Here is a 13,082-nt window from a genome sequence, read left to right on the forward strand (position 1 = left end):
TGCAAACGACAATTCGGGTTCTATTCGTTACTTAAGAATTGAGTATACTGGTGCTACTTTTAACAGTTCTAAAGAATTTAACGGGCTATCTTTATTCGGAGTTGGTGCTGGAACGACTGTAGAATATGTTCAATCTTTTGAAGGTGGTGATGATGGTATCGAGTTCTTCGGTGGTACTGTAAATGGTAAATATTTAGTTTCTACTAACTCTGGTGATGATTCAATTGACTTCGCTGATGGTTGGGCTGGAACAGGTGAAAACTGGTATATCTCTGGTGGAGCTAAAGCTGGTATTGAAGGCTCAAATAATGGTGATAATGGAAACGCAACTCCTGTTACTAACGCTACTTTAAAAAATATTACTGTAGTTGGCCCTGTAACTGAAGGTGCTCTTTACTTTAAAGAAGGTGGGGGTAACTTTAATATTGACAATTTATATATAGCTGATGTTGATTTAGGCGTTAAAGTTAAGGACACAGATTCTGAAGCAGCGGCTAGAATTGAAAATGGTGATTTAGTAATGACTAATGTTCAATTTGCAAACAATGTAGCTGGTTTTTCATTAACAGACTATACAGGAACAAATCAATCATTTATCGTACAAGGTGTAGCAACTGGTGCAGGTAATGGTGCTGCCGCTCCTGACTGGACTGCTGGTTGGACTACAGGTTTAAGTAACAGTGGTGTTACTACAGAAAACTTAGCTGGTGAGGTTACTGGAAATATTACTTTAAATGCTGATGTTGAATATTTATTAACTAGCTCTTTTGTTGTTAAAGAAGGCGGAAAATTAACTATTCCTGCTGGTACAACTATTAAAGCTACTGGAGGTACAGCTTCTTATATTGCTGTTGCTCAAGGAGGACAAATTTTTGTAAATGGAGAATCTGACAACCCTGTTGTAATGACATCTGGAGCTGATACTCCAGCTGCTGCAGATTGGGGTGGCTTAGTTGTATGTGGTAAAGCTCCAACTAACGTTGGTACTGTTGCAACTTCTGAAGTTGCTGATTTAACCTACGGTGGTACAAATGTAAACGACAATTCGGGTTCTATTCGTTACTTAAGAATTGAGTATACTGGTGCTACTTTTAACAGTTCTAAAGAATTTAACGGGCTATCTTTATTCGGAGTTGGTGCTGGAACGACTGTAGAATATGTTCAATCTTTTGAAGGTGGTGATGATGGTATCGAGTTCTTCGGTGGTACTGTAAATGGTAAATATTTAGTTTCTACTAACTCTGGTGATGATTCAATTGACTTCGCTGATGGTTGGGCTGGAACAGGTGAAAACTGGTATATCTCTGGTGGAGCTAAAGCTGGTATTGAAGGCTCAAATAATGGTGATAATGGAAACGCAACTCCTGTTACTAACGCTACTTTAAAAAATATTACTATAGTTGGCCCTGTAACTGAAGGTGCTCTTTACTTTAAAGAAGGTGGGGGTAACTTTAATATTGACAATTTATATATAGCTAATGTTGATTTAGGTGTTAAAGTTAAGGACACAGATTCTGAAGCAGCGGCTAGAATTGAAAATGGTGATTTAGTAATGACTAATGTTCAATTTGCAAACAATGTAGCTGGTTTTTCATTAACAGACTATACAGGAACAAATCAATCATTTATCGTACAAGGTGTAGCAACTGGTGCAGGTAATGGTGCTTCCGCTCCTGACTGGACTGCTGGTTGGACTACAGGTTTATAATTACTAGAAATAAGCTTTGAAAGAAACTAAAAAAATCCCAAGCAAATTGCTTGGGATTTTTTTATAAATAACCTTTAAATAAATTACTTCACAGCAATTTTAGTGTCTTCTTTCCAACTTTGAACGCTAGCAATTACATTATCTTCATAGTTAATTTCTTGTAATCCATCTTTATTCCAAACAAACCATTTGCCAACTTTCTTTCCGTTTTCATACTGAGCCATAACTGTCTTATTTCCTTTTTTATCAAAAGTAACCCAAGTACCTGCTAACATTTTATTTTTATAAAAACCTTGTTCTTTCACAGTTCCATCTTCATAAAAATTAGTTACCTTAACCATATCTCCAGCCTTTTCATATAAAGGTTTCACTTCCTGCGCTTGCACTAAGCCTATCGCTAAAAAACAAGCAAAAACTAATAATTTTCTCATATTCTACTATTTAATAATTAACACTAACATTACAAATATAGGTATTTTTTTACAATAAAAATACTTTTTAGTAACATTAAATTAACATTAGGATGAATAAACCTTTGACAACCCATAATTTAAATTTATTAATTATAGTTAAAATCATTATATTTACGATGTATTATTAACATTTAAAAAAAATTATTATGGCAGTTATGAAAGTTATTGAAGTATTGGCGAATTCTGAAACAAGCTGGGAAGATGCTACTAAGAAAGCAGTAAAACAAGCTTCAAAATCTGTAAAAAACATTAAATCAGTATTTGTACAATCTCAGAGTGCAGTTGTAAATGATGATAATGTAACCGAATTTAGAGTAAACTTAAAACTTACTTTCGAAGTAAAGTAAATTTATTATAAACTACTACTTAAACTGCTGTTTTGATGTTATTAAAACAGCAGTTTTATTTTTTATTATATTTTTGACTGATGAATACTTTACAACTTATACTTATAGGGCTAGTAGCCTTAATTCATATTTACATCGTCTTTCTAGAAATGGTTTTATGGACAAAACCTAAGGGAATGAAAATCTTTGGCCTAAAAAATAAAGAGTTTGCAGAGGAAACGAAAGTATTAGCAGCTAATCAAGGTTTATATAATGGTTTTTTAGCCGCCGGACTTATTTGGTCGATGGTTTCGGGTAAAACTGATGTTGCAATTTTCTTTGCTACATGTGTTTTTATTGCAGGTATCTATGGTGCATACTCTACTAAAAAAAACACTATTCTTTTTGTACAATCTATCCCTGCATTAATGGTTTTAGCAACCTTACTTTTTTAAATTAATTTCTTCTTTTCTGTTGTAGCCATAAAGTCTTTCAAATAAAAGGGTTCGAAATAAGCAACGTCTTCAAAATTGTTTTGCTGGAACTTTTCATAACTTAATGAAGCCATTTCTTTTGCTGATGGAAATTTATCATCTATAAAGACTGCATTATCACTTTTTATAATTTCTTTACATTTTTCTGCTCCGTCTCCAAGAAAATAAACTGTATTATCTAAAAGATATTCAGAAAATGAACCCTCATCAATAATTTCTGCTTTTATTTCTCTTATTTGGAGATGATCTGAATTATAAACAGCGGCATACACTTCCATTCTACGTGCATCTAGCATTGATATAATAAACCCATTTTTAATGGATATAGCATGCGCTAACGAACCTAAAGTTTCAATAGAAATTAAAGGTTTATTGGTTGCGAAACATAACCCTTTAGCTGCAGAAACTCCAATGCGCAAACCCGTATAAGACCCTGGTCCTTTACTTACTGCAACAGCATCAATTTTATTTATGTTAATTTTTTCTTCTTCTAAAATATCTTGAATGAAAAGATGTAATTTTTCTGCATGAGAATAATTACCCTCATTCAATTCTTTTAGTACTAAAACTTTTCCGTTTTCAGCTAAACTAACCGAACAGTTTTTAGTAGCTGTTTCAATATTTAAAATGAGTGCCATTTTGTAAATTTTGAGCAAAGATAATTATCCCGTAAAGAAAAACCTCATAGAAAACTATGAGGCTTAAAATATCTTGTTAAATAAGTGTTTAATCAACAATACTTTCTCCAAAGTAAAACTTCAACACTTTAGTTTTGAAAACATAGTCGTATTTAGCACGAATTATAGCTCCTTCTGCATTAACTAATCTTGTACGTACTTGATCAAAATCAAACTGTGTCATAGAACCATAATCATAACTTACTTGCGCATTTTTAAACGCTTCATTTTGAGCTTCTAATGAAGTTTGAGCTGCTTCATAAGTTTTTGCAGCTGCTTTAGCATCTAAAAAAGCTTGTTCAATAGTTTGTTGCAATTGTAATTTCTCGCTCTCTAATGCAAATTCAGATTGTTCTCTATTAATCATAGATTTAGCAACCCTATTTTTTGTTTGAAAACGATTGAATAAAGGAACGTTTAAAGAAAAACCAAGGTTATACCCCATATTGTCTTTAATTTGCTTTAAAAATCGATCGTTACTAAATTGTTCATTAAAAAAGTTTTGAAAAGAACTTCCAGCTCCTGCAGAAAAACTTAATGATGGTAAATATGCCCCTTTTGCCAAATCAATATTTAAATCTGCATTATCAATATTTAATTTTGCTTTTTCAATTTCTGGCCTGTTAGTTAACGCTTTTGTATATACTTCATCAGAATTTTGGTACAACAATGCCGCTGATGGTGAGCCAACATCTATTTTAGCTACATCAAAGTCTGTTGATGAAACCTGTAACAACTGAGCTAAACGTAACAATGCTATATTTAAACTATTTTCTTGTGTAACAACATTTTGAATATCATTTGCTGCAGTTGATTGTACATTTAACAAATCACCCTTCGGAATTGCTCCTGCATCAAACTGCGCTTGTGCTCTTTCAATTTGTTTTTTACTTATTTCTGCCTGTACTTCAGCTACTGATAAGTTTTCTTTAGCAAATAGAACGTTTAAATAAGTATTAACAACGTTTAAAGAAATATCATCTTCTATTTTTGCTAAATCTAATTTTGAACTCTCTACTCCTAATTGAGCTTGTTTATATGAGTTTAAATTTCTAAACCCATTAAAAAGGGTTGTACTAGAATTTAAATTAAATCCTGAACGAAAATTATCAGCAGAAATTCTAGATCCACTTTGTCCAATTGAAGAACCAAAATTAAAACCAGGACTTGCAGAACCATTTAAATCTGGCAAAAAATTACCCTTGGCTATTTCAACATCCTTTTGAGCTAATTGTACATTTAGCTTGTTTTGTTTTATGGTGATATTATTTTTTAATGCGTAATCAACACATTCTTTTAACGTCCATTTTTTTTGTGAAAAAGCAGTGAATGAAGTAATAACTGCAACAAATAATACTATTCTAGTTTTCAACGCGTATAAGTTTTATGATTCTTGTAATTATTTCAATTGATATACCAAAAGACAAAATAAAAATAAAAAACTGTTTTCCAGTCAATTACATGAAACAAAAATCATAGCAACTGTTTGAAAACGAACACTTTTTATTCAATATTGAACAATTTTATCTTTTGTTCGTTCTATAAGACGACTAAAATTAAAATATGTTACAAGAAAATTCTCTTATTGAACTGTTAATTTTTCACCTTTTTACGATGACGGTATAAAAAGTAGAACAACACTCCAACTAAAATATACGGAAACACCATTAAATAGGTAATTCCATTATTCACCCCTTCTGCCATGTTTTGATTCCCTCCTTCAACTACAGCTTTACACATGGCACATTGTGCCGGTGCCATTTTAATTGAAAAAACCATCAATAAAACTAATACGAAGCCTTTTTTATTAAACATAATAAGGTGCTATCATCAAATATACAACAACTCCTGTTACTGCAACATACAACCATAAAGGAAATGTTATTTTAGCAATTTTTTTATGCTGAGGAAAATTTCCTAAACGGGCTCTCATAAATGTAATTAAAACAAAAGGTATAATCACAATTGATAATAAAATGTGAGTGATTAAGATAAAATAATACACATATTTTATCATTCCTTCTCCACCAAATGCAGTTGAGTTAGACGTCATATGATATGCCACATACATTACCAAAAACAATGCTGAACAAATAATTGCAGCAGTATTTAATTGCTCATGTAATTTTCTATTTCCTTTTTTTATAGCCATTACAGCTGCAATTAATAATATCGCAGTTATTGCATTAATACTTGCATAAATGGGTGGTAAAAAAGATAATGGCGCTACATTAGGAATTTTTATTCCAAATAATGCTGCTACAGCAATAGGAATCACAATCGAAACAATTGTTATAAATCTTTTATACTTCTTTTCTTCAGAAGAAATTACTTCATTACTCATTTAATAATAATTTAATATCTTGTTTTATTTCTTGAATTTGATCAGGAAAACCTTGTTCTTCTAAGGCTCTATAATACATAATTGGATTACCATGTTCATCGTATCTCGATCGTATAAATCCATCTTTATCAACCAAAGCAAATAAGCCCGAATGTTCAAAACCCGAATGATCTTCATCTCCTTTTCCTGCATAAAGTTTGAACCCGTCATTTGATAAATCATATACATATTTTTCTGACTTACCTGTTAACAAATGCCAGTTTTTATGTGTTATCCTGTATCTACTTGCATACTCATTTAAAGCTTCTGGAGTATCAATTTCTGGAGTAATTGAAAATGATGCAATACCAAAATTTGGGTTGCCCATAAATTTATCTTGTATCGTAACCATTTTCTTATTCATTATTGGGCAAATAGTTGGACATGTTGAAAAGAAAAATTCAACCACATACACTTTGCCTTCATAATCTTTATTACTGATTTTTTTTCCATTCTGATCGATAAACTCAAAATCAGGAACTTTGGTAAACTTGTGTAAATCTGCTTTTTTAAAATGTTTTACAATCTTTGGAATTGAATAAATTCCGAAGAGCAAAATAATAAAGGATATTCCTATATATGAATAATTCTGTTTTTTCATTTTAAATTATTAAATCTGTCTATCTGCATTATTCTTCTTCAAAGCAAGTCTGTATTCGGCTAATACAACTTTAACGTCGTCTTTCATCTTATCGTTTAATTCTCCTACAGATTGCATATTATAACCATACAATTTTCCATCAACAGCGTCTTTATCTTTTTTTCTTCCTCTTAGCTGAACGTCTTTATCTATGATAAAAGCTCTTGAGCTATGTAAGTTTGCATCTAAAGCTTGATTGGTTTTAAAACTATCATACAGCACTTCAATCTCTACTTTTTCAACAAAAATAAAATTCCATTTTTCCATAGTCGTAAAAGCTCCTATTTCATTTTTTAGTTTTTCAATTTCAGCTTCTGTTCCTTTAGGCACAACAACGATCATTTGAAAATCTTTAAATCCATAAAAAGGTTTATAGATTTTCTGATTTAAATTAAACAACTCGCCTTTTACACCTTCAACATCATTCCCTAGAAAAGTAACAATTGATATTCTATTATTAAACTCTTTTGTTTTGTCTATTGTAGATATATCAATTACATTTTTTGTCAATACAGGTAATTTTGCAAAATTGTTTATTCCCATAGACAGGAAAATGTAGAATAATAAAGGAACTATAAACAGTGCAAAAAGTACTACATATTTTTGAATTTTACTCATTTTTAAAAAGTTGTATGCAAAAAAAAGGTGGTTTTTACACCACCTGATTTTTATTTAATTACCATTTAACTAATGGCGCTAATGTATTGTTTAAATAATCTCCTTCAAATAGTATAATAAATAATAAGTAGGAAATTAGAAATACTGCTGTCCAAACTATAGCACGTCTAAACCATGTTTTTTCTCCTTCTAAGTGCATAAATGCCCAAGCAATGTAATATGCCTTCACTAGTGTTAATATAATGAAGATCCAGTTTAACCAGCTTGTTCCTACACCATGTAAATGAAGTGCTGCTGGTTTTACTATACCTAAAGCTACCTCTACCGTTGTAATTATCGTTAAGATTGCTAAAACAACATAAATTCTTTTTGTATTTGATTCGTGTGCGTGACTCATTTTTAATACTATTTTTTGATTAAACTAAGTAGAAGAAAGTAAATACAAATACCCAAACTAAATCTACAAAGTGCCAATATAACCCTACCTTTTCTACCATTTCATAATGCCCTCTTTTTTCATAAGTTCCAAGAACAACATTAAAGAAAATGATAATATTAATTATAATTCCTGAGAATACGTGGAAACCGTGGAAACCTGTAATAAAAAAGAAGAAATCTGCAAAAATTGGATTTCCATATTCATTTACATGAAGATTAGCTCCCTCTACTACCTGTTTTGCCGTTAATAGCTTTACTAAACTTTCTTCTCTAGATAAAACAACTTTTTGTTTTGTCTCAGGATTCAATTTTTGAATTCTAATTTGTAAACTTGGGTCTTGTTTGAAAGCTTCTTGAACTTGAGCAACTGAATAATTAGCTACTGTTGGCTCATCTTCAAACCATAATCCATTTTGGCGAACGTGTTGCACTCTTTCATCTTGTCTTTCTGTATGCACGAAATCTGCTAACGCGATTTGATGACCGTCTTTAACGAATTGTAGTATTTGATTATCTGTAGTTTTTACTGCTCCATAAGAACCTCCGATAAAATTTTTCCATTCCCAAGCTTGAGAACCTACGAAGATTATCCCGAAGATAATAGTTGCAAACATGTACCATGCTACTTTTTTTTGTTGCATTTTATGACCTGCATCTACTGCTAACACCATCGTTACTGATGATACAATTAAAATAAATGTCATTAATGCTACATAATACATTGGTGCGTGTACACCGTGTAACCCTGGAAAGTGAGTAAATACTTCATCGGCTATTGGCCAAGAATCTATAAACTTAAAACGTGTTAACCCGTAAGCCGCTAAAAATCCAGAGAACGTTAATGCATCTGACACGATGAAAAACCACATCATCATTTTACCATAACTTGCGCCAAATGGTTTTGCAGTACCTCCGCTCCAAGTTTCTTTATTGTCAGAATTTACAGCAATATTTGCTTCCATAAATATCTATTAGTTAATTTTTGTTAAATAGTCCGCCAAAATTAAGCATTTTTCATCATCTAATAAAATAGAAAAAGAAAAATAGGTAAATCCATAAAACATCTACAAAGTGCCAAAAGATTGCACCAAGTTCAAACCCAAGCATATCGGCAGATGAATACTTCTTTTTATAATGATTATAAATAACAACTAACAAGACGATTACCCCTGCTAAAAGGTGTAAAACGTGCATAAAAGTGATTCCTATTATAAACGAGGTCGACACTGTACTTTCTGGACCTGTAAAATACAATCCTGATGCTTTTAATTCATTAAATCCTGTATATTGAAACCATACAAAACCTAATCCTAAGATAAAAGTCGCTATTAAAAGTACAAATGAAACAGTTAAATTGTCTTTTTTCAAAAATCTTTGCGAGAAAAATAATGTAATACTACTCAATACAATTAATATAGTACTTATGTAAAATGCTTGAGGTAAATCAAACGAAACCCAATCTTCTCTATTCATACTTACAACGTAAGCACTTGTTAATCCCGCAAAAAACATAACCATACTAATCATGGCAACCCATAACATAGGTTTAGCTGATTTACGTTTGGCTGTCCTTAATTCTTTATCAACTGTTGTTCTATTCATTTTTAGTGTAAAAATTTATCTATTACATATATAATTGGCACTACTGTAATATAAAATACGCTTGCCAACATTAATTTACGTGCATCAGTATTTTGATGCGATTTATAGAGTTGAATTGCATAATATAACATTAACCCACCTAAAACCGCAACGACAGCTGCAGTTACAGGAAAAATGTACAACTTACTCGAAACTTTTAAAACAGGTGCTACAGATACTAAAATCATTACACAGGTATAAAAGATCATTTGCACAATGGCTCCATTGTCTTTTTTATCCATCGGAAGCATATGTAAACCAGCTTTGTTGTACTCTTCAAATTGTAACCAACCAATCGCCCAAAAATGTGGGAATTGCCAAAAGAATTGAATCATAAACAAAAACCCAGCTTCGATACCAAACTGACCAGTTGCCGCAACCCATCCTAACATAAAAGGTATTGCTCCAGGAATGGCGCCGACAAAAACTGCTAATGGAGTAACCGCTTTTAACGGTGTGTATACGCTTGTATATAAAAAAATTGAAATAGCGCCAAACAAAGCACACTTCGGGTTGATTGCATATAAAATCACAATACCTGCAATCGTAAAAATGGTTGCAATTGTTAAAGCCACTAAAGGTTTCATTCTTCCTGATGGTAACGGACGATTTTTAGTTCGTTGCATCACAGCATCAATATCTTTTTCGATAACTTGATTAAATGCATTTGAAGCTCCTACCATTAAATAACCACCAACAGCTAATAAAATAATAGTGGTATAATTAATTATATCTGCACCTAATAAATATCCCGTAATAGAAGTAAACACCACACTTATAGATAATCCAACTTTGGTAAGTTGCTTAAAATCAAAAAAAATGCTTTTTAACACTGCTTTATTTTCTATGGCTGAAACTGAGTTCACGTTGGTTTTTACAAAATTTGTGCAAAGATATTCTATAATATTTTAACCACCATGTTTTTTGAGGTTTATTGGATTTTTTATCTGAAATTAAAAAAAATTAAAAAAAAGTTTCTCCAATCAAAAATAGTTTATATATTTGCACCCGCATTCACAAATGCACAACACGTTCTTAAACAAAGACTACGCGAAAGTAGCTCAGGGGTAGAGCATCACCTTGCCAAGGTGAGGGTCGCGGGTTCAAATCCCGTCTTTCGCTCTGAACCATATAAAAAATGCCAATGCTGAAGTGGTGGAATTGGTAGACACGTTGGACTTAAAATCCAATGAGCCGTAATGCTCGTGCGGGTTCAAGTCCCGCCTTCAGTACTAAAACCGAAACAAAATTGTTTCGGTTTTTTTGTTTTATATACTTTTCTAATTATTATTTGACTTATAGTTTTTTTAAATAAAAAAAACCCACTCAGAAAACTAAGTGGGAAAAATTGCTATGAAAAAGAAAAAGAAAGTGGTTTTTAAACCACTAATCAAATATAAAATATATTTTTTCTTTATTCTCTAAAAATTATTAAACTTTTGTTAAATTTTTATTTTTTTTAACAAATCATTATCTAATTTATATTTTTCATTACTCTCATCACAAACTGCAAAACCGTCCTCATCAAAATTCAATCGACAACCATATTCACTAACCCAACCTATTTGTTTTGCAGGGTTTCCAACTACCAATGCATATGGTAAAATTTCTTTAGTAACTACAGTTCCCGCTCCAATAAAAGCATACTGTCCAATATTATTTCCACAAACTATAGTCGCGTTCGCGCCTATGCTAGCTCCTTTTCTTACAATTGTTTGTTTAAATTCATTTTTTCTATTGATTGCACTTCTTGGGTTTATAACATTAGTAAACACCATAGACGGTCCTAAAAACACATCATCTTCACAGATTACACCTGTGTAAATAGAAACATTATTCTGTACTTTAACATTATTTCCTAAAACAACCTCAGGTGATACAACTACATTTTGACCAAGATTACAATGGTCTCCAATAATACAATTAGGCATAATGTGACTAAAATGCCATATTTTAGTACCTGCCCCAATCTTACAGCCTACATCTATAACTGCAGTTTCATGGGCAAAAAAAGTTTTTTTATTACTCATGTTAACAAAAATAAAAAAACTCAATCGATAAGATTGAGTTTTTAAAGTTTATTCTACTTGAAAAGTAATAGGTAGTGTGTATCTTACTTTTACAGGCTTACCATTATGTTTCCCTGGTGTAAATTTTGGAATCTTATTTACCACTCGTTCTGTTTCTTTTTTTAATCGAACATGTGGTGCTCTAATTTTCACATCAGATACTTTTCCTGTTTTGTCGATAACAAACTGAGTGATAATTTTGTGCTTGCCATGATGCAATTCTAATTCATTTCCTAAATCTGCATTAAAATTTCGCTGAATAAGTCTTTGTATTTTTCTTTCGAAACATTTTTTATTTTCTTCTTCTGATAAACCTTCACAACCTGCAAAAACAGGAATATTTTGAACACTAACAAAAGGAATTTCTTCTATAATGGTTTCCTCAATTTTAACTTCTTTGATATCATCTGGGTTAAGAACTTTTACATCATTAACATCTTCTTTTGGTAAATTAATAATAGATTGCTCTAGTTTTTCTTTTACTATATCAATATCTGATAAATTATTTACCACTCTTTTTTGTGTTTGTTCAATAACTTTTGACTTAGGAATATCCTTTTCAAAAATTATCGGTCTAACATCAATAATATAACGTAAAGTTGAATCATAATCCTTTTCTCTTATTATCATTGCTTTTTGCTCTGTTTCATATTCCAATGAAATAAAAACGATAAAGAGAACTAAAACAAGTCCTAACTGAGTAAAAACTGTAGAAAATTTCTCTAATTGTTGTGTTGGTGATTTTTTTGTTATTTTCATAAATAGGTGGTTTTAATGTTAAAATTTTGTTAAAACAATAAACGTGCCAACAAAAAAAGCAACTCAATTGAGTTGCTTTTTTTGTTTATTTATAAAAAACATTATTCTACATTAAAAGTAATTGGTAATGTATAACCAACACGTACTGGCTTACCTCTTTGTTTACCTGGTAACATTTTTGGTAATTTTTTAGCAATTCTAATTGCTTCTGCTTTTAATCTTGGGTGAGGTGCTCTAGCATTAATACTAGTAATAGAACCATCTTTATCGATTTTAAACTGCAAATAAATTCTTTTTTTACCTGGAGCTAAACCTAATTCATTTGCTAATTCAGCATCAAAATATCTTTGAACGTGTTTTTGCATTTTCTGATTCAAACATTCCTTTTTTTCTGCTTTTGATCCTGTACATCCAGGAAAAATAGGAACTTCTTCAATAATAGAAAATGGTACATCCTCTACAACTTCCTCTTCCTCCTCTACCTCTACAATTTCTTCTACCTCAACAGCTTCAGATTCATCAGTTTCTGTAGATTCTATTACAGTCTCTTCAACTTCTTTATCATCTTCAACAACCTCAATTTTTTCTGGTGCTGGTGGTGGTGGTGTACTTGGTGGTGGTGGTGGTGGTGTGTTTTGAATTAAAATTGTTTCTTCTTCAATATCTGAGGCCATATTAGCCGCACCTAAATCACCATACTGCTTGTCGTACGTTTTATTTTCTATAGAAATATACGTTACAAACAATGCTAAAACTAAACCAAGTTGCATAAATAACTTGCTGTAATTTTCTAAATTTGATTTTGGATTTTTCTTAATTTCCATCCTAGAAAGTTTTAAATAGTTCGCTAATTTAA

General features: G+C 31.4%; 17 protein-coding genes and 2 tRNA genes. 5 read left to right on the forward strand and 14 right to left on the reverse strand.

The window, feature by feature from the left end; translation table 11 throughout:
• Positions 1-1,708: hypothetical protein (locus C7447_RS14885; protein WP_211354885.1), on the forward strand; the 1,708-nt coding region annotated here is incomplete at its 5' end.
• Between the two features lie 83 nt (positions 1,709-1,791).
• Here C7447_RS14885 and C7447_RS01200 read toward each other — a convergent pair.
• Positions 1,792-2,139, reverse strand: coding sequence for a toxin-antitoxin system YwqK family antitoxin (locus C7447_RS01200; RefSeq protein WP_148868355.1), 348 nt, complete (start codon positions 2,137-2,139; stop codon positions 1,792-1,794).
• Between the two features lie 188 nt (positions 2,140-2,327).
• Here C7447_RS01200 and C7447_RS01205 point away from each other — a divergent pair, with 188 nt between their 5' ends.
• Both C7447_RS01205 and C7447_RS01210 read left to right on the forward strand, forming a co-directional pair.
• Positions 2,328-2,528, forward strand: a complete 201-nt coding sequence (locus C7447_RS01205; RefSeq protein ID WP_148868356.1) for a dodecin family protein — start codon at positions 2,328-2,330, stop codon at positions 2,526-2,528.
• 80 nt (positions 2,529-2,608) lie between these two features.
• A complete protein-coding gene (locus C7447_RS01210; RefSeq protein ID WP_148868357.1) occupies positions 2,609-2,962 on the forward strand; it encodes a DUF1304 domain-containing protein in 354 nt (117 codons plus the stop codon).
• Here the strand turns inward: C7447_RS01210 and tsaB are convergent.
• The 10 genes from tsaB to cyoE form a co-directional block, all read right to left on the reverse strand.
• Positions 2,959-3,639: a tRNA (adenosine(37)-N6)-threonylcarbamoyltransferase complex dimerization subunit type 1 TsaB gene (gene tsaB / locus C7447_RS01215; RefSeq protein WP_148868358.1), complete on the reverse strand. Its 681-nt coding sequence runs from the start codon at positions 3,637-3,639 to the stop codon at positions 2,959-2,961. The genes C7447_RS01210 and tsaB overlap by 4 nt on opposite strands.
• Before the next feature lie 88 nt (positions 3,640-3,727).
• Entirely contained in the window at positions 3,728-5,050 is a 1,323-nt protein-coding gene (locus tag C7447_RS01220; protein WP_148868359.1) for a TolC family protein, read from the reverse strand.
• Positions 5,051-5,271: 221 nt separating this feature from the next.
• Positions 5,272-5,439: a hypothetical protein gene (locus tag C7447_RS01225; RefSeq protein ID WP_317128764.1), complete on the reverse strand. Its 168-nt coding sequence runs from the start codon at positions 5,437-5,439 to the stop codon at positions 5,272-5,274.
• Positions 5,440-5,485: 46 nt separating this feature from the next.
• Positions 5,486-6,022 (reverse strand): DUF420 domain-containing protein, encoded by a 537-nt coding sequence (locus C7447_RS01230; RefSeq protein ID WP_148868361.1) that lies wholly within the window; start codon positions 6,020-6,022, stop codon positions 5,486-5,488.
• Complete coding sequence (locus C7447_RS01235; protein ID WP_148868362.1) at positions 6,015-6,662, reverse strand: SCO family protein; 648 nt, start codon at positions 6,660-6,662, stop codon at positions 6,015-6,017. Before C7447_RS01235 ends, C7447_RS01230 begins: the two co-directional genes overlap by 8 nt.
• 9 nt (positions 6,663-6,671) lie before the next feature.
• Positions 6,672-7,319, reverse strand: a complete 648-nt coding sequence (locus C7447_RS01240; protein ID WP_317128765.1) for a hypothetical protein — start codon at positions 7,317-7,319, stop codon at positions 6,672-6,674.
• 58 nt (positions 7,320-7,377) lie between these two features.
• On the reverse strand, positions 7,378-7,716 hold the full coding sequence (locus C7447_RS01245) for a cytochrome C oxidase subunit IV family protein (protein WP_148868363.1): 339 nt from the start codon (positions 7,714-7,716) through the stop codon (positions 7,378-7,380).
• 19 nt (positions 7,717-7,735) lie between these two features.
• Entirely contained in the window at positions 7,736-8,719 is a 984-nt protein-coding gene (locus C7447_RS01250; RefSeq protein WP_148868364.1) for a cytochrome c oxidase subunit 3, read from the reverse strand.
• Positions 8,720-8,774: 55 nt separating this feature from the next.
• The gene (locus C7447_RS01255; RefSeq protein WP_148868365.1) at positions 8,775-9,359 is read right to left on the reverse strand and encodes a cytochrome c oxidase subunit 3; all 585 of its coding nucleotides are present in this window, start codon (positions 9,357-9,359) and stop codon (positions 8,775-8,777) included.
• Between the two features lie 2 nt (positions 9,360-9,361).
• Positions 9,362-10,264 (reverse strand): heme o synthase, encoded by a 903-nt coding sequence (cyoE, locus tag C7447_RS01260; RefSeq protein WP_148868366.1) that lies wholly within the window; start codon positions 10,262-10,264, stop codon positions 9,362-9,364.
• Positions 10,265-10,448: 184 nt separating this feature from the next.
• On the opposite strand from cyoE, the gene C7447_RS01265 reads away from it, so the two are divergent.
• Positions 10,449-10,520: transfer RNA gene (locus C7447_RS01265), tRNA-Gly, on the forward strand.
• 24 nt (positions 10,521-10,544) lie between these two features.
• A tRNA-Leu gene (locus C7447_RS01270) sits at positions 10,545-10,630 on the forward strand.
• A 210-nt stretch (positions 10,631-10,840) separates the two neighbouring features.
• On the opposite strand, the gene C7447_RS01275 is transcribed toward C7447_RS01270, so the two are convergent.
• The 3 genes from C7447_RS01275 to C7447_RS01285 form a co-directional block, all read right to left on the reverse strand.
• Positions 10,841-11,428, reverse strand: coding sequence for an acyltransferase (locus C7447_RS01275; protein WP_148868367.1), 588 nt, complete (start codon positions 11,426-11,428; stop codon positions 10,841-10,843).
• Positions 11,429-11,476: 48 nt separating this feature from the next.
• Positions 11,477-12,226 carry an energy transducer TonB gene (locus C7447_RS01280; protein WP_148868368.1) on the reverse strand — a complete coding sequence of 250 codons (750 nt, stop codon included), beginning with the start codon at positions 12,224-12,226 and terminating at the stop codon, positions 11,477-11,479.
• Positions 12,227-12,327: 101 nt separating this feature from the next.
• Positions 12,328-13,050 carry an energy transducer TonB gene (locus C7447_RS01285; protein WP_148868369.1) on the reverse strand — a complete coding sequence of 241 codons (723 nt, stop codon included), beginning with the start codon at positions 13,048-13,050 and terminating at the stop codon, positions 12,328-12,330.
• Positions 13,051-13,082: the final 32 nt, after the last annotated feature.

It is taken from the genome of Tenacibaculum adriaticum, assembly GCF_008124875.1.
Lineage (GTDB): Bacteria > Bacteroidota > Bacteroidia > Flavobacteriales > Flavobacteriaceae > Polaribacter > Polaribacter adriaticus.

Excerpts from the sequence above, each read along its gene's own strand:
- C7447_RS01200 (WP_148868355.1), bottom strand. The coding sequence starts at position 2,139 with ATGAGAAAATTATTAGTTTTTGCTTGTTTTTTAGCGATAGGCTTAGTG.
- C7447_RS01205 (WP_148868356.1), top strand. The coding sequence starts at position 2,328 with ATGGCAGTTATGAAAGTTATTGAAGTATTGGCGAATTCTGAAACAAGC.
- C7447_RS01210 (WP_148868357.1), top strand. The coding sequence starts at position 2,609 with ATGAATACTTTACAACTTATACTTATAGGGCTAGTAGCCTTAATTCAT.
- tsaB (WP_148868358.1), bottom strand. The coding sequence starts at position 3,639 with ATGGCACTCATTTTAAATATTGAAACAGCTACTAAAAACTGTTCGGTT.
- C7447_RS01225 (WP_317128764.1), bottom strand. The coding sequence starts at position 5,439 with ATGGCACCGGCACAATGTGCCATGTGTAAAGCTGTAGTTGAAGGAGGG.
- C7447_RS01230 (WP_148868361.1), bottom strand. The coding sequence starts at position 6,022 with ATGAGTAATGAAGTAATTTCTTCTGAAGAAAAGAAGTATAAAAGATTT.
- C7447_RS01235 (WP_148868362.1), bottom strand. The coding sequence starts at position 6,662 with ATGAAAAAACAGAATTATTCATATATAGGAATATCCTTTATTATTTTG.
- C7447_RS01240 (WP_317128765.1), bottom strand. The coding sequence starts at position 7,319 with ATGAGTAAAATTCAAAAATATGTAGTACTTTTTGCACTGTTTATAGTT.
- C7447_RS01245 (WP_148868363.1), bottom strand. The coding sequence starts at position 7,716 with ATGAGTCACGCACACGAATCAAATACAAAAAGAATTTATGTTGTTTTA.
- C7447_RS01250 (WP_148868364.1), bottom strand. The coding sequence starts at position 8,719 with ATGGAAGCAAATATTGCTGTAAATTCTGACAATAAAGAAACTTGGAGC.
- C7447_RS01255 (WP_148868365.1), bottom strand. The coding sequence starts at position 9,359 with ATGAATAGAACAACAGTTGATAAAGAATTAAGGACAGCCAAACGTAAA.
- C7447_RS01275 (WP_148868367.1), bottom strand. The coding sequence starts at position 11,428 with ATGAGTAATAAAAAAACTTTTTTTGCCCATGAAACTGCAGTTATAGAT.
- C7447_RS01280 (WP_148868368.1), bottom strand. The coding sequence starts at position 12,226 with ATGAAAATAACAAAAAAATCACCAACACAACAATTAGAGAAATTTTCT.
- C7447_RS01285 (WP_148868369.1), bottom strand. The coding sequence starts at position 13,050 with ATGGAAATTAAGAAAAATCCAAAATCAAATTTAGAAAATTACAGCAAG.